This is a genomic window from Burkholderia latens (assembly GCF_001718795.1).
GTDB classification, from domain to species: domain Bacteria; phylum Pseudomonadota; class Gammaproteobacteria; order Burkholderiales; family Burkholderiaceae; genus Burkholderia; species Burkholderia latens_A.
This window is the reverse complement of record NZ_CP013437.1, coordinates 599900-622648: the sequence shown is the minus strand read 5'-3', so window position 1 is coordinate 622648 and position 22749 is coordinate 599900. Positions and strand designations below refer to the sequence as shown.

General features: G+C 63.7%; 21 protein-coding genes. 14 read left to right on the top strand and 7 right to left on the bottom strand.

Annotated features, from left to right (window positions below; all coding sequences use genetic code 11):
• Positions 1-91: 91 nt before the first annotated feature.
• Positions 92-982, top strand: a complete 891-nt coding sequence (locus WK25_RS18340) for a LysR substrate-binding domain-containing protein (RefSeq protein WP_059544846.1) — start codon at positions 92-94, stop codon at positions 980-982.
• A gap of 22 nt (positions 983-1004) precedes the next feature.
• Here WK25_RS18340 and WK25_RS18335 read toward each other — a convergent pair whose 3' ends face one another.
• Entirely contained in the window at positions 1005-1856 is an 852-nt protein-coding gene (locus WK25_RS18335) for a LysR substrate-binding domain-containing protein (protein WP_059544847.1), read from the bottom strand.
• 106 nt (positions 1857-1962) lie between these two features.
• Here WK25_RS18335 and WK25_RS18330 point away from each other — a divergent pair, with 106 nt between their 5' ends.
• Positions 1963-2610 carry a LysE family translocator gene (locus tag WK25_RS18330; RefSeq protein WP_069242302.1) on the top strand — a complete coding sequence of 216 codons (648 nt, stop codon included), beginning with the start codon at positions 1963-1965 and terminating at the stop codon, positions 2608-2610.
• Positions 2611-2784: 174 nt separating this feature from the next.
• Here the strand turns inward: WK25_RS18330 and sfnG are convergent, their stop codons facing one another.
• From sfnG to WK25_RS18310, 4 genes are all read right to left on the bottom strand, one after another.
• Complete coding sequence (sfnG, locus tag WK25_RS18325; RefSeq protein ID WP_038571464.1) at positions 2785-3888, bottom strand: dimethylsulfone monooxygenase SfnG; 1104 nt, start codon at positions 3886-3888, stop codon at positions 2785-2787.
• Positions 3889-3923: 35 nt separating this feature from the next.
• Positions 3924-4484, bottom strand: a complete 561-nt coding sequence (msuE, locus tag WK25_RS18320; protein ID WP_069242468.1) for an FMN reductase — start codon at positions 4482-4484, stop codon at positions 3924-3926.
• A gap of 927 nt (positions 4485-5411) precedes the next feature.
• Positions 5412-6731: a collagen-like triple helix repeat-containing protein gene (locus WK25_RS18315; protein ID WP_069242301.1), complete on the bottom strand. Its 1320-nt coding sequence runs from the start codon at positions 6729-6731 to the stop codon at positions 5412-5414.
• A 436-nt stretch (positions 6732-7167) separates the two neighbouring features.
• On the bottom strand, positions 7168-8076 hold the full coding sequence (locus tag WK25_RS18310) for a LysR family transcriptional regulator (protein ID WP_038571454.1): 909 nt from the start codon (positions 8074-8076) through the stop codon (positions 7168-7170).
• 121 nt (positions 8077-8197) lie between these two features.
• On the opposite strand from WK25_RS18310, the gene WK25_RS18305 reads away from it, so the two are divergent.
• The 3 genes from WK25_RS18305 to WK25_RS18295 are packed head-to-tail and all read left to right on the top strand — an operon-like array spanning position 8198 to position 10626.
• Positions 8198-8911 carry a type 1 glutamine amidotransferase domain-containing protein gene (locus WK25_RS18305; RefSeq protein WP_069242300.1) on the top strand — a complete coding sequence of 238 codons (714 nt, stop codon included), beginning with the start codon at positions 8198-8200 and terminating at the stop codon, positions 8909-8911.
• A 21-nt stretch (positions 8912-8932) separates the two neighbouring features.
• On the top strand, positions 8933-9775 hold the full coding sequence (locus WK25_RS18300; protein WP_069242467.1) for a type 1 glutamine amidotransferase domain-containing protein: 843 nt from the start codon (positions 8933-8935) through the stop codon (positions 9773-9775).
• 56 nt (positions 9776-9831) lie between these two features.
• Complete coding sequence (locus WK25_RS18295; RefSeq protein WP_069242299.1) at positions 9832-10626, top strand: SDR family NAD(P)-dependent oxidoreductase; 795 nt, start codon at positions 9832-9834, stop codon at positions 10624-10626.
• A 434-nt stretch (positions 10627-11060) separates the two neighbouring features.
• Here WK25_RS18295 and WK25_RS18290 read toward each other — a convergent pair whose 3' ends face one another.
• Positions 11061-12263: a porin gene (locus WK25_RS18290; RefSeq protein ID WP_069242466.1), complete on the bottom strand. Its 1203-nt coding sequence runs from the start codon at positions 12261-12263 to the stop codon at positions 11061-11063.
• A 337-nt stretch (positions 12264-12600) separates the two neighbouring features.
• Between WK25_RS18290 and WK25_RS18285 the strand changes: the two genes are divergently transcribed.
• From WK25_RS18285 to WK25_RS18255, 7 genes are all read left to right on the top strand, one after another.
• On the top strand, positions 12601-13953 hold the full coding sequence (locus WK25_RS18285) for an MFS transporter (RefSeq protein ID WP_069242298.1): 1353 nt from the start codon (positions 12601-12603) through the stop codon (positions 13951-13953).
• Positions 13954-13985: 32 nt separating this feature from the next.
• A complete protein-coding gene (locus WK25_RS18280; RefSeq protein WP_069242297.1) occupies positions 13986-15176 on the top strand; it encodes an acyl-CoA dehydrogenase family protein in 1191 nt (396 codons plus the stop codon).
• Between the two features lie 28 nt (positions 15177-15204).
• On the top strand, positions 15205-15720 hold the full coding sequence (locus WK25_RS18275) for a flavin reductase (RefSeq protein WP_038571445.1): 516 nt from the start codon (positions 15205-15207) through the stop codon (positions 15718-15720).
• Positions 15721-15722: 2 nt separating this feature from the next.
• Positions 15723-16397, top strand: coding sequence for an ethyl tert-butyl ether degradation protein EthD (locus tag WK25_RS18270; RefSeq protein WP_174554683.1), 675 nt, complete (start codon positions 15723-15725; stop codon positions 16395-16397).
• Between the two features lie 42 nt (positions 16398-16439).
• Positions 16440-17360, top strand: coding sequence for a LysR family transcriptional regulator (locus WK25_RS18265; RefSeq protein WP_038571442.1), 921 nt, complete (start codon positions 16440-16442; stop codon positions 17358-17360).
• Positions 17361-17487: 127 nt separating this feature from the next.
• Positions 17488-18798 (top strand): MFS transporter, encoded by a 1311-nt coding sequence (locus WK25_RS18260; RefSeq protein ID WP_038571440.1) that lies wholly within the window; start codon positions 17488-17490, stop codon positions 18796-18798.
• A 94-nt stretch (positions 18799-18892) separates the two neighbouring features.
• On the top strand, positions 18893-19861 hold the full coding sequence (locus WK25_RS18255) for a PDR/VanB family oxidoreductase (RefSeq protein ID WP_038571438.1): 969 nt from the start codon (positions 18893-18895) through the stop codon (positions 19859-19861).
• Between the two features lie 6 nt (positions 19862-19867).
• On the opposite strand, the gene WK25_RS18250 is transcribed toward WK25_RS18255, so the two are convergent.
• Positions 19868-20788 carry a LysR family transcriptional regulator gene (locus WK25_RS18250; protein WP_038571436.1) on the bottom strand — a complete coding sequence of 307 codons (921 nt, stop codon included), beginning with the start codon at positions 20786-20788 and terminating at the stop codon, positions 19868-19870.
• Positions 20789-20957: 169 nt separating this feature from the next.
• Between WK25_RS18250 and WK25_RS18245 the strand changes: the two genes are divergently transcribed.
• Both WK25_RS18245 and WK25_RS18240 read left to right on the top strand, forming a co-directional pair.
• Positions 20958-22241: an aromatic ring-hydroxylating oxygenase subunit alpha gene (locus tag WK25_RS18245; RefSeq protein WP_038571433.1), complete on the top strand. Its 1284-nt coding sequence runs from the start codon at positions 20958-20960 to the stop codon at positions 22239-22241.
• Complete coding sequence (locus WK25_RS18240) at positions 22238-22738, top strand: aromatic-ring-hydroxylating dioxygenase subunit beta (RefSeq protein WP_069242296.1); 501 nt, start codon at positions 22238-22240, stop codon at positions 22736-22738. Before WK25_RS18245 ends, WK25_RS18240 begins: the two co-directional genes overlap by 4 nt.
• Positions 22739-22749 lie beyond the last annotated feature (11 nt).

The following is a 22749-nucleotide window of genomic DNA, read 5'->3' as shown; positions in this document are numbered from 1 at the left end:
GCAAGATTCCGCTGAGCCCGGAAATCCAGTATCTTGCGAATCCGGGCGCCAAACAAACGAATTCTGCTCCGGCAAAACTTGCATAAAACTCATGAATTACCGTCACCTGACCCCGTCGATGTCGCTGCTGCTGGTGTTCGAGGCCGCCGCGCGGCATGAGAGCTACACCCGCGCGGCCGACGAGCTGGCGCTGAGCCAGAGCGCGATCAGCCGGCAGGTGCAGACGCTCGAAGATCAGCTCGGCGTGCCGCTGTTTCGCCGCGAAGGCCGGTCGGTGAAGCTGACCGAAGTCGGGCGGCGCTACTTCGTCGAGCTGAGCGGCGCGCTTGGCCGCATTCGTGGTGCGACACTGCAGGCGATGTCGCACCAGGCCGGCGCGGGCACGCTGCGGCTCGCGACGTTGCCAACCTTCGGCTCGAAATGGCTGCTGCCGCACCTGCACGGCTTCTACGCCGCGCATCCGGGCGTGACCGTGCACCTGCATTCGCGGATCGGCGGCATCGATTTCCATACCGACGATCTCGACGCGGCGATCACCGTCGGCACGGGCGATTGGCCCGGGCTGCACGCGCACCGGCTGTACAACGAATTCCTGATCGCGATCGCGAGCCCGGATGCTGCCGGGCGGCGCAAGGCCGACTCGCACGCGCCGTCATGGGCTGCCGGGCAGACGCTGCTGGGCGTGACGAGCAACCAGCACGCGTGGGCCGAATGGTTCACGCATTTCGGTCTCGACCATCGCGACATGCGGATCGGCCCGAGCTTCGAGCTGACGTCGCATCTGATCCAGGCCGTGCGGGCCGGAATCGGGATCGGCCTCGTGCCGAAGGTGCTGGTGGAAGACGAGCTGAGCCGCCGCGAGCTCGTCGCGATCGGCGACGCGATCACCAGCCAGCGCAGCTACTACCTGGTGTATCCGCCCGAAAACGCTACGCTGCCGTCGTTGGCGGCGTTCCGGGAATGGCTGCTGAAATCGTGCTGATGCGCCGGTGCATGCAGCGCGCTCATGCGCGCCATTCGCCGAGAATCTGCTCGGCAAGGTAGTCACACGGCGGGCGCGCGGACTGCGCGCTGCGCGCGAGCACCACCTCGAGCTCGCCAAGCGACGGCAGCCCGTGACTCTCCGACAACTGCAACAGGTGATCGGGCACGCAACAGCGCGCGAGCGGCGCGACCGCGAGGCCGGCCTCGACCATGCTGAGCAGCCCGAGAAAGCTCGGGCTTTCGTATGACATCCGGTATGGAATCTTCCGCCGGTTCAGCGCCTTGACCGCGTGATCGCGCGCCATGCTGCCGCCGTGCGTGAAAAACGCCACCGGCAGCGGCCGTTCCTGCCACACGTCGCGTTTCGGCGAGCCAGCCCACACGAGCGGTTCCATCCGGATCAGTTCGCCCGTCACCCCCTTGATCCGCGTGAGGCATGCGAGGTCGACCGTGTTGTCCTTCAGCATCGGCACCAGCGCACTGCTCGGTTGGCCGATCACGCGCACTTCGACGCGCGGATGCATCGCGGCGAACTTGCCGAGCACCTGCGGCAGCAGCGACGATATGTAATCGTCCGGCACGCCGATCGTCACGCGGCCGCGGATCTCCGGCCGCACGACCGATGCCCACGCCTCGTCGCGCATCGCCAGCATCCGGCGGCCGTATTCGGCGAGCGTGCGGCCGTCGTCGGTGGCGGTCACGTTGCGCGTGTCGCGGATGAACAGCGGCTTGCCGAGCGAATCCTCCAGCGCCTTGATCTGCATGCTCACCGCCGACGGCGACCGATGCACCGCCTGCGCACCCTGCGCGAACGAACCGGACTCCGTCACGGCCACCACCATCGCCAGCACGTCGAGATCGAGCTTCTTCATCGCATTCAGAAAATCTGATCAATCGATTCAGTTTATCCCGTTTTACTGTTCGCCTCCATGGCCGGACAATGAATGCCATCGACGTTCACTACAGGAAGCGACAATCATGCCGACCTCCGGCTCGCTCTATGGATTTCTGATCATTGGCGGCATGCTCGCGGTCACGCCCGGGCCGAACATGGTCTACGTGATGTCGCGCTCGATCGCGCAGGGGCGCACCGCCGGGCTGATTTCGTTGGCGGGCGTGATGGTCGGTTACCTGTTCTACATGTTCGGCGCCGCGTTCGGAATCACGACGCTGTTCCTGAGCGTGCCGCATGCACGCACTGCGCTCGGCGTCGTGGGCGCCGCGTATCTGCTCTATCTCGCATGGCAGGCCGTGCGGCCCGGCGGCCGTTCGCCGTTCGACGTGAAGGCGCTGCCGAGCGAGCACCCGCTGCGGCTGCTCGCAATGGGCGCGACGACGAGCGTGCTCAATCCGAAGCTCGCGATGCTGTTCGTGTCGCTGTTGCCGCAGTTCATCGATTACAGGCACGGCAGCGTGTTCGGCCAGTCGCTGCTTCTCGGTTCGCTGTTGATCGCCGCGTTCGCTGCGGCGAACGGGTTCGTCGCGATCTGCTCGAGCGGCATCGCGACGTTCCTGCGGGCGCGGCCGGCGCTGCTGCTCGCGCAGCGATGGGCGATGGGCGCGGTGCTCGGCGGCCTCGGCATGGAAATGCTCGTCGATGCGGCGAAAATGGCGACGATTGCGTAACGCGGAAGGCGCGCCGACGCGCGGGCGACCAGCGCTCTGCACGCGCCGCGTGTACGTCATGCGGTGAGGTTGCGAACGTAGCCGGGTAGCGATGCGCGCCGCCGGCCGTGACGTTCGCATGATCGAGCGGACCGTGGCGCGCGGCGACCGGCGGCAGCGCCCAGCCGAGTGGCCTTATGCGGCCACCGTCTGCTGTTGCGCTTCGAGCTCGCGCACGAGCGGCAGCACGCGCTTGCCGAAGTACTCGACTTCCTCGATGAAATGCAGAAACCCGGCGAGCACGAGGTCGACGCCGATCGCCTTCAGCGCGACGATCCGTTCGGCGATCTGCTGCGGCGTCCCGATCAGGTTCGTGCGGAAACCGTCGTTGTACTGCACCAGATCCTCGAACGTGGACTTCGCCCAGTTGCCCTCGCCTTCCGGCGAAGCCTTGCCGGCCTCCTTCACGGCATCGCCGAATGCATGCACGGCCTCGACGTGCGCGTGCCGGATGATGTCGTCGAGCACGGCCCGCGCTTCGTCCTCGGTGTCGCGCGCGATCACGAACGCATTGACGCCGATCCGCACGCGATGGTTGTTCGCGGCAGCCTTCGCGCGAATGTCGTCGATCTGCGCCTTCAGGTTCTCCGGCGTATTGCCGTTCGTGAAATACCAGTCGGACACGCTGGCCGCGTTGTCGCGCGCCGCACGCGAACTGCCGCCCTGGAAGATCTCCGGATGCGGCTTCTGCACCGGCTTCGGGCTGAGGGTGTAATCGTTGAACCGGTAGAAGTCGCCCTTGAACGTGAAGTTGTCCTGCGTCCAGATCCCTTTCAGCGCCTGGATGAATTCCTTCGAGCGCCGATAGCGTTCGTCGTGCTCGAGCCACGGCTCGCCGATCGCGGTGAACTCGCCCTTGAACCAGCCGCTGACCACATTGATCGCGATGCGTCCGTTGGAAATGTGGTCGATCGTCGCGAGCTGCTTCGCGACCACGGCCGGATGCCACGGCCCCGGCAGGATTGCGGCGAGCACCTTGAGTTTGGTGGTCGCGTGCAGCAGCGCCTGGCTGAACGACACCGATTCGTGCTGGTATTCGGCGCCGTAGCCGGCCGTGAACCGGATCTGGCTCAGCGCGTAATCGAAGCCGGCCGCCTCGGCGGTGCGCGCGAGCTTCTGGTTGTATTCGAGACTCCAGTCGGTACGCTGTTCGATCGTGCTGACGACGAGGCCGCCGCTGACGTTCGGCACCCAGTACGCGAATTTGACGCCGTCGGCTGATGGTTCGTGAATGCTCATGAGGGCTCCTGATCGAATGGAGAAACGAAACGGCGCTACGCGGCCACGGCGGCGGGCGTGCGCGGCTGCAGTTGCGGCACCGCGCGCTCGACGGCGAGCGCGATGCGCGCACGCAACGCGGGATTGACGATTTCGTACCGGTCGAAATCGCTCTCCGACGCATACACGCCGATCGGCAGCGTGCGCGCCTGGAAGAAGCTGAACAGCGGACGCAGCTGATGGTCGATCACGAGCGCGTGGCGCTCGCTGCCGCCGGTAGCCGCGAGCAGCACCGGCACGTCGACCAGAGACTCGTGATGCACGAGGTCGAACAGATGCTTGAAGAGCCCGGTGTAAGACGCGCGATACACGGGACTCGCGACGACGAGCACATCGGCCGTCTCGATCGCGCGGATCAGCGCGTCGAGATCGGGAGGCACCTGCGCACGCTTCAGCGCGCCGGCCAGCCGGCCGCCGATCTCGCCGAGTTCGATCAGCCGGGTGTGGACCGGAAGCGCGTCGCCGAGCGCGGCGACAATCGCGTTCGTCAGCGCCAGCGTGCGCGACGGCCGCTGCAGGCCGCCCGAGATGGCGACGACGTTGAGGGTGTGGCTCATCCAATGTTCCCGTTGACGAGTGGCGCGGTATCGCGCCGGTGGCGTGTCGGGTTCGCGACGACGGGCGCCGCGTTCCGGCAGCTGCGTGCTCGACAAAGTGTTCAGTGTTTTGCGCCGAACGGGAAACATCGATTTCTGATAACGAAAGTACGATTGCTGCGCAGGCGTGCCGGCGTGGCGAGAACGGACCGTCGACATCCTGCCGCTTGCCCGGCACTTCTTCGACGAATACCGAAGCCGCGCCGGCGACGTGCCGCGCAGCATCGACACGGCCGCGGCGCGCCGGCTCGAAGCGCATGCGCGGCCCGGTAATGTCGGCGAACCGCAAAACGTGATTCGGCACGCACTGCTGGTGTGCCACGACGACGCGTTGCGGGACACCGACCTGACCTTGTCGGCGTCATGCGCGCCGGTCGCGGCTGAAGGGGTGTGCGCAAGCCGCTCTGGTAGCGCTCGAGCAGATGCTGTGCGCACTGTGCGGCGGCGCGCACGAGAGCCTGCCGAACGGATCGAGGACACGGTGACGCGCGTCGCATTCGAGCTCTGTCACCGCAACGAGGTCCACGCCGTACGGTTGCCCGGGATCAGCCGCAACGTGCTGCGTGCGCGCCTGATTCGTTCGAAGGTGATCGCGGCGGTCAACCAGGGGCAGCGCGCGTCCGGGATGCGATCGCGAGCAGCGGCGCCGGTTCACGGCGATTCTTCTGCGCGCGTCGGCCACCAGCACGAATGCGCTCCGCATCCGCGCCGTGCTGCTCGTCGCGGCGGCCTTGTCGGATCCAGCACGATAGTGGCGACGGGAAAACTCGAGCGGTCGGGATGCCAGTGGCCGCCGCTCGGTGCAGCGAACCGCGAACGTCAACGGCGAGCGATGAACGGCGCGCAGCACACCGCACGCCGCCCTACCGCTTGCCGTTCCGTGCGCCGTTACTTCGCGGCACCGCCGGTCACGCCGCCGAGCAGCGAGGTGAGCGGCGCGAGGGGAATCGCCGCCGGGCCCGCGCTCGATGCGCCCCCGGCCGCCGCACTGCCGAGCGTGCCTGTTACCGCCGACACGAGGGTCGTCACAGGCGCCAGCGGACTCGCCGCGCCCGCACCGGCAGCACCGCCAAGCGAGCCCGTGACGGTCGACACGAGATTGGCCACCGGCGCGAGCGGGCTCGCCGCGCCCGCGCCGGCCGTGCCGCCGATTGCGCCGGTCAGCGATCCAAGCGGTGTCGATCCGAGTCCCGACAGCGCGCCGCCGAGCGGCCCCGACGCAGCCGAACCGCCTGCCGGCGGACCATTTTTCACGGTCGTGACCGTCGCGCCCGCAACGCTCACGATCAGACCGGGAATCGGTGCCACGCCGTTCGGACCGTAGTAGTTGACCAGTCCGCCCGCGTTCGTCACGGTATCGCCGATCGCACCGACGAGCGCGCCTGCCGCCGCGGCAAGCTGGCTCGCAGGGCCGACCGCCGGCTGCGTCGGAACCCCCAGTCGCCAGCCCACCGTCGACAGCGCGCCGCCGACCTGTCCGAGAAGATTGCCCACCGGTTGCCCGAGGCCCGTCGTCGCGCCGATCTGCTGCGTCGCCTGGCCGGCCGTGATGACGAGCGGCGTGACGGCCGAGCTGACCGGTTGCGTGACTTGCTGCACCGGCCCCGACGATAGCGCCGAGCCCAGCGTGCCGCCCGCGGCGCCGAGGCCGCCGGCCACGGTGTCGAGCACCGCGCCGACCGGTGTCGTGACGGGCGCGAGCGGCGCCAACGGTCCGGCACCGAGCGCGCGGACGGTCTGCGCGAGGCCCGTCACGGGATTCGCGGTCACGCTGACGACGTCGCCGAGGCCGGCCACCGTCGTGCCGACCGGATTGGCGGTCGAGCCGATCTGCCCGAGCCCGTCGCTGAGCGCGTTTGTCGCGGCGCGCGTGATCGTGCTGACGCTGGCAATCGTGTCGCCGGCGCTGCGCGTCACGCCGTTGCCGAGGCCCGGCAGCGTCACGTCGCCGACGATCGAGCCGGTCGTGACGGCAAGCGCGCCCGCCGTATTGACGACGCCTCGCGTGCCCGGCGTGCCGGACGTGCCGCTCGTGCTCCAGCCACCGTCGCTCACGCCACCCGATCCGGGATTGTTGGCGGTAACGGTCGTGCCGCCGGTATTGGCGGACGTGCTCGACGGCGCGGTGACGTCGCTGCCGCCGCAAGCGGTCAGCACGCCGACAGCGGCCAGCACCGCGGCGGACGTGAGAATGCGGGTTCGATACATGATGGTCTCCTCGCGGTCCGGGCGATGGAATGTTCGATTGAGGACCGGGAAACGATCAGCACTATTCATGCCATGGATGTGCACGGCCCGGCAACCCACACCGTCGGCCCAAGCTGCACGTGCTCACGCGCCGACCGTCCGCGACCGGGGCCGACTCGTTTCGCGCCCATGAGCGGCGCCGTTTTCGTTACATTCGTGCTACGAATGCTTCGATGTTACGTAACGTCGGTGGGCGCAGCGTCGTATCGTTGCCGCACCGCATGCCATCCAATGGCCGTTTGCACAGTGCGACCGCCATTGGGGCGATCGTGCAATGCATCGGCGAACGTCCGTTGCGAGTCGGCAGCCGCTTTTCGCCGTCGCGAACGACTCGCCGTTCGCGGCCAATACGCCGGATCGGCCGATGCTCAATGCCTTTACTCAAACCATATCGCGGTCACGCCCCGGCCGTCGAAGTTATCAGCATATCGATCAAGTTCCGGGAGGCGGCCGACAGGCGTCGATGCGGCGCATAAATGACCGAGAACGGCCGTGTGCGGCCCCGCAGATGGGGCAGCACTTCGACGAGATGCCCGGCCCGGATCCGATCGTGAACGATGAAGTCATAGGTTTGACAGATTCCGGCGCCACTCTGCGCCATCGAAACGACACCAAGTACATCGTCGGACACCGCGACATTCGAAGACGGCAGCCAATCGATGTCTTGGTCGCCGTCACGAAACACCCACGGCGCGATGCGGCCGCTGCTGGGCAGCATGAACGGTAGACACAGATGGTGCTCCAAGTCGGCCACGGTTGCCGGCATGCCGGCGTGAGCGACGTACTCGGGCGATGCGACCAGGCACAATGCCGCGTCCTCAAGCTTGCGCCCGACCAGGCCGCTGTCCGGCAATTCGCCCAGACGGATCGCCAGGTCAAAGCCCTCGGCCACGAGATCGACGTTCCGGTTCGCGATGTTCAACTCCACGCGAACGTGCGGGTGTTCCCGCGTGAACCGTCGAAGTAGCGGCGGCAGTCGATAGTGCCCGTACGTCGTTGGCACGCTCATCCGGACATGGCCGGTCAATGTGCCTCCCCGCCCCTGAATGGTCCGCTCGGCATCATCTATCAGCAGAAACGCCGCGCGTGATTGCTCAAGATAGAGCCTGCCGTGCTCCGTCAGGCTCAAGCGCCGCGTCGAACGACGCAGCAATTGCGTACCCAGCCGGGCCTCGAGGCGGGTGATGGCGCGGCTCAACACGGAAGGCGTGCTGCCCAATGCCACCGCGCCGGCAGTCATCGAGCCTTTTTCGACCACCGTTACAAATGCTTCCACGTCGCCGAGATGGTCGAATTTACGCGCCATCTTGTCCCCCTGAGAACAAAAGCTTTACTTTCGCGCCAGTTTATCTCCACGTAAGAGCCAAATAAAGTGCGTGCGTCGTGACTGCATCGTCGAGTCACCCATTGAAATCCAGGAGCACAGCATGAATGGCGAACATCGCGACCGGCAGGGTTTGCCGGTTCTATTCGTACTCACGAGCCACGCAAAGAAAGGCTCGACCGGCGAGCCGACGGGCTTCTACCTCGGCGAAGTGACGCATCCGCTGGCCGAACTCGACGCGGCCGGCATTCCCGTGGAATTCGCATCGATTCAGGGCGGTGAACCGCCCGTGGACGGGCTTGATCTCAACGACGAAATCAATGCGCGCTATTGGAGCGATGCGGCGTTCCGCGACGCACTACGCGACACGCGGCGGGCGGGCGACGTCGACGCGTCGAAATATGCGGCGGTCTTCTTTGCCGGCGGTCATGGCGCAATGTGGGACTTTCCCGGCAATGCCGACGTGGAGCGGGTGACGCGCACGATCCATGAAGCGGGTGGCGTGGTCGGCGCCGTATGTCACGGTCCGGCCGCACTCGTCGACGTGAGGCTTGCCGACGGTACATATCTCGTCGCCAGCAAGAATCTGAGCGCATTCACCGACGAAGAAGAACGCGCGGTCCAGCTCGATCACGTCGTCCCCTTTCTGCTCGCGAGCACGTTGAAGCAACGCGGCGCCGTTCACCAACCCGCACCGAACTGGACGGCGAAGGTCGTCGTCGACGGGCAGCTCGTGACGGGCCAGAACCCGCAGTCGGCTGCCGGCGTGGGCGCCGCGATGCGTCATCTGTTGCTCACCCGTTCCCGACAAGCCTGAAACTTCCCGATGGAGAAAGCGATGCATTCGATTCGCAAGCTCGCCGTTGCGGCAATGCTCGGCATTGCAGCGTACGGCGCCCACGCGGCCAACGTGCTCGTGGTGTTGTCGGATTCCGATCACCTCGACCTGAAGGATGGCAAGGTCTTCGCGACGGGCTTCTACCTGAACGAGCTGATGCAGCCCGTGAAAGCGCTACTCGATGCCGGCCATCGGGTGACCTTCGCTACGCCGGAGGGCAAGGCGCCGACGATGGACGTCACGTCGGCCGACAAGATGTACTTCAACGGCGACGACAACGCAATGCGCGACTACCGGGCCTTGCTCGATCAGCTACATATCGCGTCGAGCGAGCATTCGCCGGTAATCAGCCTGTCGCGGGTGGAACAGATTGGATACGCGCACTTCGATGCCGTCTATGTTCCCGGTGGTCATGCGCCGATGCAGGATCTGTTGACCAGCCCCGCCGTGGGCAGATTGCTGGCCGACTTTCACGCCCGCGGCAAGACCACGGCGCTCGTTTGCCACGGCCCGATCGCGTTGCTGTCCACCCTGCCCGATGCACCGGGCTTTACGCGACAACTCGCGACGGGCAACACGGGCGACGGCGACACGAAATGGATCTACGCCGGCTACCGGATGACTGTGATCAGCAATGCGGAAGAAGAGCAAGCCAAAGGACTGCTCGGCGGCGGCGCGATGAAGTTCTATCCGCAAACTGCACTGCAACGCGCGGGCGGCATTTATAGCAGTAACACGGTGCAGTTTACCGCGCACGTGGTGACCGACCGTGAATTGATCACCGGACAGAACCCGGCCTCAGCGTTGGAAGTCGCCGGCGAAATGCTGAAGCGGCTCAAGTAATGCCGTGCAACGGGCCGGCCATGCCGGTTTCTCGATGAATAAAGGAGAAGCAAACCGTGGATTTGCAACTTGAAGGAAAAACCGCGATCGTCACCGGCGCAACTGCCGGCATCGGCATGGCGATCGCGCGGACGTTGGCCGCGGAGGGCGTGGCCGTCACGATCACTGGGCGGCAACGCGACAAGCTCGACGCAACCGTCGCCGAACTCTCGACGGCAGCGCCACGCGGCAGCGTGCACGGAATCGTCGCGGACGTGAGCGACGACCGCGGCGTCGCGGAACTGATCGATGCCCAACCGGAAACGGATATTCTCGTGAACAATCTCGGCTACTACGAAGCGAAGCCGTTCGCCGAGATCACCGATGATGACTGGTTGCGAATGATCGACGTTAACGTGATGTCGGGCGTCAGGCTGTCGCGTCACTACTTTCCTCGCATGCTTGCGAAGAACTGGGGGCGTGTAATTTTCATGTCGAGCGAGGTCGGCGCGTTCACGCCGCCAGACATGGTGCACTACGGCGTCAGCAAATCGGCTCAACTCGCGGTCTCGCGCGGATTGGCAGAACTGACGAAGGGGACCGGCGTGACCGTCAACAGCGTACTGCCCTCCGCCACGCGATCCGACGGCATCGTCACCTGTCTTCGGCAAACCGCGCCTCGGCCCGGTATGACCGATGCAGAAATCGAAGCGCACTTCTTCGACACGTATCGTCCAAGCTCGCTGATCGCCCGCATGATCGAAGCCGACGAGATTGCCGCGATGGTCGCGTTGCTTGCGAGTCCTTTAGGCGCCGCATCCAATGGCGCCGCAGTGCGCGTCGAGGGCGGGACCTATAGGTCAATCCTCTGAATAGCAGCGGCAATTCAAACTAGCGGCCCGTTCGTTGATCGGATATGGCCGCTCAACGCCCGGGCATCCACCCCTCGTCTTGCACGACGTCATAGCTCCGGACCGAATAGGAGCGCGCCGCTCCAGGCAAGGGCTTGTCGTTACCGCTACGACGTCACCCAGGACCGCTACGCGCGATGATGGACTCTCGTCCTTAGCCAAACTTCGAAGGGAGGCGAAGTGGCGTCGGCCGAGTGCCAGATGTGATATGAAAGCCAAGGCTGGTCCGCCGAACAGGGCTGCAACACTAAGCTCAGATAACTACGTGGCGCCAGCTTGGAAAGCGAGCCGGAACGGGAAACGTTCGTGGAACAGCGCCTTCAGCGCCCATCTGGCTCTCCTCCTTCACTGGGCGAACGGCGAACGTCACGCATTGGCGCGAATGCCGGTTCCCTTCAGAACTTGTGGCGGATGCCGACGCGGACTGTGGTTTGACGATCACTCGTGGACGGCGTGAGATTGTTGATTGCCGCAACGGCCGCCGCGCCGGTGGAGTCGGTACCGGATGCCTTCTGGTGGACGCCGATCACATAAACGTCAGTGCGCTTCGAGAGAAAGTAGTCGGCGCCGAGCGCGCCCTGGTAATACTTCGCGCCCGGGTTGTTGCCGGAGGCCGAATCGACGTCGCCGCCGTTCGTGTAGTCGAACGCCGCGCCGAGCACGAGCGCCGGTGTAAGTTGATACTTGATGTTCACTTCCACGTTGTTGAAGATTGCATCGCCGGCGTAGCCGCGCGGATTGGGTCCGGAGTTCACCGTATCGCCGAGGTTCTTGAACTGCACGTTGGTGTATGTCGCACCCAGCGTCGCCGCGCCGAATGCGTACGCCGCGCCAGCCGCGACGACTTGATACGTCCGCGCCGACGCGTAGCCGCTATATACCGGCGACGAAATGAAGTTCGCGCTCGCGGTGGGCGGCGTGCTCGCGCCGTTGTCACCGAAGAAGCCGACGTTCGGGTTGCGCGCATTCAGATAAGCGACGCCCAGCGTAAGCGGTCCGTTCGCATAGCCCGCTCCAAGGGACCACAGCTGGTTGCGTGAAACCGCCCCTGCCACGCCACCGAAGCTGTAGACGCCGCCGAACGTTATTCCGTCGTATGCCTTACTAACGAATTTGATCGCGTTGTTCACGCGATATGCGTTGTTGAGGTTGTCCAGATCGCCTGGATGCGCGCCGATATATCCCGCCCACTGGGTCCCGGACTCGAACGGGCCCACATAGTCGACGGCCGAATCGTATTGACGACCGAGCAACACGGTGCCCAAAGCACTGGACAAGCCCACGTACGCCTGGCGACCGACCATCAGACCCTGGGTGCTGCCGCGATTCTTTTGCGCAAGCGAGCCGTTGTTGAGATCGAAGCCGTTCTCGAGTACGAACAGTGCAGCAAGCCCGCCACCTAGCTCTTCCCTACCCCTTAGCCCCCAACGGCTTGCCTGCATGACGCCGCTCGACAGGTTGTACAGATTGTGACCGCCGGAGTTCGAGGTCCAGTTGAAGCCATCGTCGACGATGCCGTACAGCGTCACCGCGCTTTGTGCCTGCGCCGTGCCTGCAACTGTGAGCAGCGCGAGAGAAGTTGCCAGGGCGAGTCTCATACGTGCGTATTCCATGCGAGTGGTTCTGTTGAATGACGCAATGAAGGCTCATTGCGGGACTGACTGCGATGCGCCACGCAGTCTGCTGTCGCCCGTTTCACACGGCAAATAAGCCAAAAGCATGACTGGCGATAAGCGCGATCGATATGTCATTCAAAGCAAGGGTTATTACGTACGACACACGAAGCACATGCATCAGATTCATGTCGTGCATTTTTGTCTCGAATTTGACCGCGGTTATCGACGCTCATATCGTGGGCACATCGCATCGATACCATTCGCGCCGCTTCTTGAGCATCAGGGAAGCGGGAACCATCACCTCATGTCTTCCCCCACCATGAACCCTGAAGCTCTGAATTCCGATCTGGGCACGCTGGCTCAAAGCCGAGCGGCCCGTCGTCCAAGCAACGTGCGCCGTGCGGTCACGACTGCAGTACTCGGCCAGATCCTCGAGTGGTACGACTTCTTTCTGTATGGAACGGCTGCCGCGCTCGTCTTCGGCAAGCTGTTCTTTCCGGTCGGCACTGATCCGCTCACGGGCACCATCGCCGCATTCGGCGGCTTCACCGTAGGTTTCATCGCGCGACCCATCGGCGGCGTGCTATGCGGGCATATCGGCGACCGTTACGGTCGCAAGGCCGTGATGATGCTCACCCTGCTCACGATGGGCACCGCCACGGTCCTGATGGGCGTCTTGCCAACGTATCAGCAGGTCGGCATTGCGGCGCCCGTGATGCTGGTTCTGCTGCGCATTCTTCAGGGACTGGCCGCCGGCGGAGAATGGAGCGGCAGTATCTTGCTGATCCACGAGAACGCGCCGCAATCGAGGCGCGGGGCGCTCGCGGCATGGAGTCCGTGCGGCGCGGCACTCGGCTTCGTCCTTTCAACCGGTGCATTTCTTCTGGTGCAGAACCTGCCGACGGGCGACTTTCAGAGCTGGGGATGGCGCCTTCCGTTTCTCGCAAGCGCCGCACTGGTTCTTCTCGGCTTGTGGATGCGCCGCTCGGTCGGAGAAAGCGCCGCGTTCGCCGAAGTCAAGGCGACGCGCCACGAGAGCCGCATGCCTGTCATCGAAGTGCTGCGCCAATGTCCGCGCGAAGTGCTCACCGTGTTCGGCCTGCGCTTCGGCGAGGGTGCGGCGTCCTATCTCTTCTTCGCGTTCTCGATCGCATATGGGCAGTTTCTCGGCATCAAGTCGAGCTGGGTTCTGAGCGGTCTGTGCATTTCCATGCTGCTCATGATCCCGGTGTCGCTCTTCTTCGGCTGGGTGACCGACAAGGTCGGACGCAAACCCGTGTATCTCGCCGGCGCAATCGCCATCGTGCTCGTCGCATGGCCGTATTTCGCGCTGCTCGGCTCTGGCGAATACTGGAAGGTGGTTGCGGCGCTCGTTCTCGCGAACAGCATCACGCTCGGCATTCTCGAAGGGGCGCAGCCCGCGTTCATTAGCGAGATGTTGCCAGTGCATCTGCGTTTCTCCGGACTTGGTATCGGCCGGGAAGTCTCTTCCGTACTCGGCGGCGGCCTCTCGCCGATGATCGCCACCGCACTGCTCGCCCACTATCACAGCGCCGTGCCCGTCGCCATCTACCTTGGCGTACTGGGCCTCATCACCGTCGCCGCCACGTTGATCGCACGCGAGACGTATCCCAAAGCGATGCGCGCCGCTCTTCGTCGCCAGCCCGAATGACATCGACACACATCCACCGAGAGGTATCCTTTATGCAAGCCCTTCAAGGCGAATCGATCATCGATTCGCAAAACGACTACCCCGTGTACGCCGGACCGCTGCCGCTCGATGCGCTGATCGAGGAAGTCGAGCGCCGCCGCGACGAGTTCGACGCCCTGTCTCACGTGCCGCGCGATATGGTCGGCAAGATGAAGCGCGCGGGCATCTTCCGCGCGAGCACGCCCAAACGTTTCGGCGGCGACGCGCTTCCGCCTGCGCGCTTCCTCGAAATCCTGGAACGCATCGCGATCGCGGACGGTTCGACCGCATGGGTCGCGGCGTTCGGCTCCGCCAACACGTACCTCGCCTCACTGCCAATCGAGACGCAGGCGCAGATCTATGCGACCGGTCCCGATCAGGTCTTCGCGGGCGGCCTGTATCCGCTGCAGAAGGCCCAACGTGCGCCCGGCGGCTTCCTCGTATCGGGACAATGGCGCTTCGCGAGCGGCTGCAAGGGGGCGGACTGGATCGGCGTCGGAATCGGCGGCGCACCCGCCGGCGCGGACGACAAGAACGCCGGCAAGCCCTTCACTGCCGTCTTCCCCGCGAGCGAAGTCGACATCGTCGATAACTGGAACGTGGTCGGCATGCAGGGCACGGGCAGCCACGATCTGCGTCTCAAAGACAAATACGTCGAGGAGCAATGGACTTTCGTGCGCGGCGGCACGCCGCTAATCGATGAACCGTTGTATCGGTATCCCGCCGTCGCCTATCAGGCGCAGGTGCATGCCGCAGTGAACATCGGCCTGGCGCGCGCTGCGCTCGACCTGCTGGCGGGGATGTCCGGAGTAACGAAGACCACGACCGGCGCGCCGCGTCTTGCCGATCGCGCCTACTATCGTTCGGGGCTCGCGCAGGCGGAAGCACAACTGCGCAGCGCGCGGGCTTTCTTCTTCGAGTCCGCGGAAGCATCGTGGCGCACGGTGCTCGCGGGCGATCCGGTGTTGCCCGCAGAAGCCAACCTGCTGCGTCTGTCCGCGACGCACGCGGCTCACACCTGCGCCGATATTGTGATGCAAGCGTACAAGATGGCGGGCATCGGCGCGATCTATCGCGAGAACCGGATGCAACGTCTGGTACGCGATTCGATCGTCGTCACGCAACACGCGTTCCTCGGCGAAGGCAACTACGACGCATCGGGCGCGATCTTCGTCGGCATTCCGCCCGTCACGCCGTATCCCTGAACCAGCGAACCCTGAAAGGACATCAGCCATGACTCACGATGAAGCGCGCGCGCAGTTTCGCAACGCAATGGCCTCGCTCGGCGCGGCCGTCAACGTCATCACGACCGACGGCCCGCACGGACGCTGCGGTATCACGGCAAGCGCCGTATGTTCGGTGACCGACACGCCACCGACGATGGTTGTCTGCATCAATCAGTCGAGCTACGTTCACGACGTGTTGCTCAATAACGGCCGAGCCTGCATCAACGTGCTGGGCGCGCACGCGCAGCAACTGGCGCGCGTGTTCGCCGGCATGGATGGTTGCTCAATGGACGAACGCTTCGCGCGCTGCGGCTCACGGCCGGGCGCACTGCAACTTCCCGTGCTCGACGATGCGATCGCGAGTCTCGAAGGCCGTATCGTGGACAGTAAGAAGGTCGGTTCGCATTCGGTGCTCTTCGTGCAAGTCGATCACATCGGCCTATGCGAAGACGGCGATGGTCTGGTGTATTTCGGCCGGCAGTTTCATCGGCTCGCGCGCGCCGCATCCTGCGAGGCGGCGTGACGATGCAAGTCTGCCTGTTTCTCATAGGTGCGAGCGGACAAGAATCGCTGCTTGAGGTTGCGCCGTTGCAGGACATCGAAGGCTTGCGCAAACTGATCTTGCACGAGCCGATCATCCAACGGGTCGATCCGCGCATTGCGCCCGTTACCGATGCGCCTTCGTGCGTCCTGCAACTCTATTTCGATGAACTGGCCAGCCTCGAAGCGGCCGCGAGCCGCGACGGCCCTATTCACCGCGCACTGCAAGCACAGTCGTTATGTGAGCGTTTCACGCAGCAAGTCATGGCGGTGCGAGCCCTCGTGTCGACCACGCCGGGTCGCGAAACGCGCGGACAGCAGTGTACGTATCTCGTCGCGTACGAAGGCCCGGCCGAAGACTTCGACACATGGCTCGCGCATTACCTGCAACATCACGCGCCGCTGATGTCGACTTTACCTGCACTGCGCGAGCTGGAAATTTATACACGCATGGAGTGCACCGTCGGCTTACCTTGCGCGCGTGTAGATGCGATGCAGCGCAACAAGGTCGTGTTCGACGATGCGTCCGCCCTCGCCGATGCGCTGGCTTCGCCAGTGCGCGACCTGATGCGCCGCGATTTCCATGCTTTGCCACGCTACCAAGGAGGCACGTCTCATTTTGCAATGCGCAGCACATACGGTAACCTCGCCACACATTGATCGCTGCATGGCGGACCATGCGCTCGTTCGTGAGTGAATCGTATGACGAAGCTGAACGTCGGTCTCGCCGATCTGAACCTGCTGCGCGTGTTCCTTGCCATCTGGGATCTGCGCAGCCTCACTGCCGCCGGCGACCGTCTGCAGTTGACGCAGCCTGCAGTCAGTCACGCGCTGCGGCGCTTGCGCACCATCTTCGATGATCCGCTCTTCGTGCGCACGCCTACCGGCATGGTGCCGACCGATGCAGCGCACCGGTTATACCCGCCGCTCGCGCAGGCTTTGTCGATCATCAACGAGGCGGTCCAGCAGCTTGCCAAGTTCGATCCTTCGACCGCACGGCGCGTCTTTCGCATCTCGATGTCGGACATGTCGGAGTTCTTTTTTCTGCCACCGCTTCTGTCCTTGCTCGACCGCGAGGCCCGCGGCATTCGCATCGAAGTCGTCAACCTTCCGGTGGAATCCGTGAGCGCAGCCATGCGCGCCGGGGAGATCGATCTTGCTCTGGGCTACGTGCCGGGCCTCGACGCGGGGTGCATGAGCCAAACCTTATTCGTCGACGAGCATGTCTGCGTGGTGCGCGCCGATCATCCCCTAGGCACGTCGCGGCCCACGCGCGAAGACCTGGGCGCCTTGCGCTACGTCTACGCGAGCACCAACGCTACGGGCCATCGCATGGTCGAGCAATGGCTCGACGAACTCAGTCTGAAGCGCGATGTCGTAGTCCGGTTGCCGCATTTCGTCGTGGCGCCCGAGATCGTGATGAACACGGACCTCGCCGTTATCTTCCCGAAAAGCATTGCGCTGCGCTTCAATCGTGGCAAGGCGTTCCGGATTCTGCCCTTACCCTTTGCTCTGCCGCCCATCGAAATACAGATTCACTCGCACACGCAGTTTGCCAACGACCCTGGCGTCGCGTGGTTGCGGGAGACCATCTCCGCGATGTTTCGTCAGTCCGAGGAGTGACGTCCATTTGCTGCGCTGATAACACGACGTCTTTTCGGCAAATTTGACGACGGTCTGACTCGCCTCGACACTGCTTGCTATGCGAAGCCTTCAAGGCCGCAGTCCTACTCTTTCGATGCGAGCAGACATGGCAACAGTTCCTACCCCGACCGCCGCAACCAGCGCAGCAACGCCGGATCGCGCCCTCAAACGTATCGTCATTGCGTCTGTCGCGGGCAATGCGATGGAGTGGTACGACTTCTTCGTCTATGGCACAGCGGCCGCGCTCGTGTTTGGCAAGCTGTTCTTCCCCGCCAACGCCGATCCACTGATCGGCACGCTCGGCGCGTTCGCTGCGTTCGCGATGGGCTTTGTCGCGCGGCCGCTCGGCGGCATCGTGTTCGGCCATATCGGCGACCGTTACGGACGGCGCGCGTCGCTCGTCTGGACGCTGCTCATCATGGGTTTCGCGACCTTCGGCATCGGCTTGTTGCCGACTTACAATCACGTCGGTCTTTGGGCCCCGGCCGCGCTCGTCGCACTTCGCCTGCTGCAAGGCATTGCGTCCGGAGGCGAATGGGGCGGAGGCGTACTGATGATCAGCGAGAACGCGCCGCCCGAGAAGCGCGGCTATTACGCCGCGTGGAGTCAGCTCGGCGTGGGCGGCGGTTTCGTGCTGTCCTCCGCGGCGTTTCTCGCAGTGCAGGCGTTGCCGCACGAGCAGTTCATCTCCTGGGGATGGCGTCTGCCATTTCTCGCGAGCATCGTGATTTTTGCGCTCGGCGTCTATATTCGTCACAGCCTGCCGGAGAGCCGCGACTTCGAGAACGCGGAGAAATCGGGCAAGACATCGCACATCCCGGTGCTCGAAGCCATCAAGCGTCATCCGAAGGAAATTCTGGTGGCGATGGGCCTGCGTGTCGCGGAAAATGGCGGCGCCTATATCTTCCTCGCCTTTTCGCTCGTGTACGGCAAGTTCGTCGGCATCCCCAATTCGACGATGCTTACCGGCGTCATGCTTGCCATGATCGTCGAAATGATCGCGATGGTGCTGTGGGGCAAGCTCTCCGATCGCATCGGACGCAAGCCCGTGTACATGATCGGCGCCGCTTCGCTTGCGGTGATGGCCTTCCCGTTCTTCTGGCTGCTCGACACGCACGCGACCCCGCTCATCTGGCTCGCACTGGTGCTCGGCACTGCCGTCTGTCACGGCGCGATGATCGGCACCTTGCCCGCGCTCGTCGGCGAGTTGTTCAGCACGGAAGTGCGCTACTCCGGCGTCGCGCTCGGGCATGAAGTGGCCTCGATTTTCGCAGGCGGTCTGTCGCCGCTGCTCGCGACTGCGCTGCTGTCGCACTATCACGCGTCCTGGCCTGTGGCCGTGTTCCTCATCGTGCTCAGTCTTATCACGGTCGTGACACTGCGCTTCACGCGCGAAACGCGTCATCAGTCAGGTTGATGCGACACACGATTTTTAGCCTATTTTGCTTATTCGACGGCCGGGACTACCATCGACGCATGGTTTCGGAAAACATCTCGGAAGGAAGGCGATCATGCAGGCTCACACCGTGAAAGTCCGAGTCGACGCGTTGCGCGAGGAAGCGCATGGCGTGCGGTCGTTCAGCGTCTCCAGAATCGACGGCGCGCCGTTCGAACCTTACGAGCCGGGCGCGCATATCGACGTCACCAGTCCTTCGGGCGTGACACGCCAGTATTCGCTTTGCGGCGATCCCGCCTGTCTCGAGACGCAGATATTCGCGGTGAAGAAGGAAGAGCAGTCGCGCGGCGGTTCTCGTTCGCTTCACGAAGAAGTGAAGGTGGGCACCGAACTGGCCGTCAGCGCGCCGCGCAATCTCTTCCAGCTCGACCCGTCGGCAAGCGAGCACATTCTGATTGCCGCGGGCATCGGCATCACGCCATTGCTGTCGATGGCCTATCGGCTCCTTGCGACCGATGCGCGCTTCACGCTGCATTACTTCGCGCGCAGCGAGGCGCACGCGGCTTTCATGACGCTGCTGACGCGCGCACCGTTCAGTGCTCACGTGAAACTGCATTTCGGCGTCGAGCGGAATCAACAGCGTAGCAAGCTCGCCGAATGTATCAGCGATGCCAGTCCTGACGCGCATGTCTACACATGCGGCCCGAGCGCCTTCATGGATGCTGTCGTGGAGACGGCACAAGCCCGCCTGCCTGCGGATGCGATTCATCTCGAGCGATTCAAGGGCGAGCCCGCCGTGGCGGCCGAAACGTCGCTCGACAGCTTCGAGGTGCAGCTCGCAAGCAGCGGACAAACGGTTCGCGTCGACAAGAGTACGTCGATCGTCGACGCGCTCGCTGCGATCGGCATCGAAGTCGATACGTCGTGCGGCGAAGGCGTGTGCGGTACATGCATGGTCGACGTCGTGAGCGGCGAACCCGAACATCGCGATCACTGCCTCAGCAAAGCAGAACGCGAGAGCAATACCGTAATCTGTTGCTGCGTGTCGCGCTCTCGCTCACCTGTGCTCGTGCTCGACCTCTGAGCGCGTTCACATCTTCTTGAAGCTCGCGAGGGTGTCGGTCATGAGGGTGCGCATCCACGCGAGGCCTTCGTCTTCGTGGAAGTGCTCGTGCCAGTGCATGGTCACGGCCACTCTCGGCAGCGGCACCGGCATCGCATAGATGCGAAACGCGTCGCCTCGATTGAGGATATGCGCGAGCTTTTCCGGCAGCGTAGCGAACAAGTCCGTTGCAGCCAGCACGCCGGGCACCGCCACGAAATGCGGTAGCGCCAATGCGATATTGCGCCCCACGCCTTGTCCCCGCAGCGCGTCGTCCAGCGCGTCATGACTGTGCTCGATCGAGCGGACCTGGACGTGCGAAGCCGCAAGAAAATGCTCGAGTTTGAGCTTCTTGCCTTCGGGCAGATCGTCGCGCTCGCGCGTCATGCACACATACGACTCCTCGAAGAGCACGCAATGGCGCGTACGCGGCAGCAGTGACGGCAAGTTGCCGATCGCAAAATCCAGTCGACTCGAGCGCAACGCCTCTTCTATCTGTTCAATGGGCAATGGCTCCACAACCAGCTTCGCGCGCGGCGCGGCGTCGCGTAACGCGGCGCAGATGGATGGAAGATAGGCCATCTCCCCCGCATCCGACAGGGACAGGCGAAATGTTCGCGTGCTCGTCGCCGGGTCGAAGCGTTCGGCATAACGCAAGGCCTGCCGCACGGTATCAAGCGCGCGTCCGACGATTTCGGCCAACTCAAGCGCGACCGGCGTGGGCTGCATGCCCGCCCGCGTGCGGATGAACAGCGTGTCGTCGAACAAGGTGCGCAGCCGCCCGAGCGAATAGCTGACCGCCGGTTGCGAGAGCGCGAGTCGCTCGCCCGCGCGCGTCAGGCTGCGTTCCTCGACGATAGCCTGGAAAACGCGCAGAAGATTGAGATCGATGTGGTCGATGGAGGTCATGGCAGGCAGTTCCAGATATCGGCCGCACTTATTGAGCGATCCGTTTTTAATCGATTTGACGCATGATCTTCGAAAAGCGAGACTGATGTCAACGAGAGGATGCGCCGAGTGCACGGCCAGGCTCGTGTTAGTCGCTCAAACAGCCACTCAACTTCTCCCCAGGAATACGATGAGTACCCCGACCTATCAAACCATCGACACGAGCGCGCTTGCGAAGCGCGCGCAGTCCGATCGCATTGCGCCTTCGCTCTACTACGATCCGCAGCTCTTCGAGGAAGAACTCGAACGCATCTTCTACAAGACGTGGGTGTGGGTCGCTCACGACAGCGAGTTGCCGAAGCCCGGCGACTTCGTAACGACGACCATCGGCCGCCAGCCGGTCATCGTCGTGCGGGACAAAACGGGAGCCGTGAACGTACTTCAGAATCGCTGCCGTCATCGCGGCGCGACCGTGTGCGAAGAGCACAAGGGCAATGCGAAAGGCTTCACGTGCCCGTATCACAGCTGGTCATACGCGCTCGACGGCACGCTGCGCGCGCTGCCCTATGGCGACGGCTATGAAGGCGTATGCGAGAAAGGCGATTTGCCGCTGAAGAAGCTGCGCGTGGGCGTCTATCAGGGCCTGATTTTCGCGAGCTTCAACGAAGACATCGAAACGCTCGAAGACTTTCTCGGCGGTGCAAAGCCATGGATAGACCTGTTCATGAAGCAAGGCGCGGGCTATCCGATCAAGGCGAACAACGAGCATAAGTTCACGTTCAAGGGCAACTGGAAGATCCAGCTGGAAAACACGACGGACCTGTATCACTTTCCTGTCGTGCACAAGTCCTGGATGAAGTCCATCGACGATGAAACGGCCGCCGCCATCACGAGCTTCATGACGAGCGACCAGGCGTTTTGCCGCTCGCTCGGCAACGGTCACAGCGTGGCCGTACTCATGCCTGAACTCGTCGATCTCGATCAGGACGACGGTGCGCCGCTGCCCGAACGATTCAATGAACTCGCCGCGCAGCTTGCCGAAAAACACACGGCGGAAGAAGTGCGCCGCGTCGTGCGTTCGCTGATGGGCGTCGGCTTCAACCTGAATCTGTTTCCGAACCTCGCGTTGTCGATGGCCTTCTTCCGCGTGCTTCGCCCCATTTCCGCGGTGGAAACAGAAATTCGCCACGTCGCACTAGGGATGGACGGCGGCCCCGAAGAAGCCAATCGTGCGCGCTTGCGCATGCACGAACACTTCCAGGGCCCGTTCGGTTTCGGCAGCCCCGACGATGCCGAAGCATGGGAACGCGTGCAGCGCGGCTCATACGCAGGCCCCGACGTACCTATCCTGGTGAACCGCGGGCTGAATCGCGAAACGACCGCGCCGAACGGCGAGAAAACTGCGCACGCCACCGACGAAACGGGCATGCGCGAAGCCTATAGACAATGGCGCGCAATGATGGAGCAAGCATGATGGACGACCGTAACGCACTTCTCTCTGACCAGACCTTCGCCCGCGCGATTGAATTTATCTGGCGCGAAGCCGAACTTCTGGACCGGCGCGATTACCGCGCGTGGCTCGAACTGTGGGACCCCGATGGCATCTACGTGGTACCTATCGACCCCGATACGACCGACTACGAAGCGACACTGAATTACGCATTCGACGACCAGCACATGCGCGAACTGCGTGTGCAGCGCATGGCGTCCGGCTATTCGGCGTCCGCCGCCGACGCCGCGCGTACGGTGCGCACCGTGTCGCGCTTCACGCGGTCTTCGGATAGCGCGGACCTCGTCGAAGTGAAGTCCTCGCAGATCATGATTGCGTATAAGCGCGGCGTGTCGACGATCTTCGCGGCGGATCTGACGCATAAGATCAGCATGGCCAACGGCCAGCCGCTGCTCGTCGAGAAAGTTATCCGCCTGATCAACTCGACCGAAGCACTGAGCGCCATCGGCTTCCTGCTTTGACTTTCCATCCC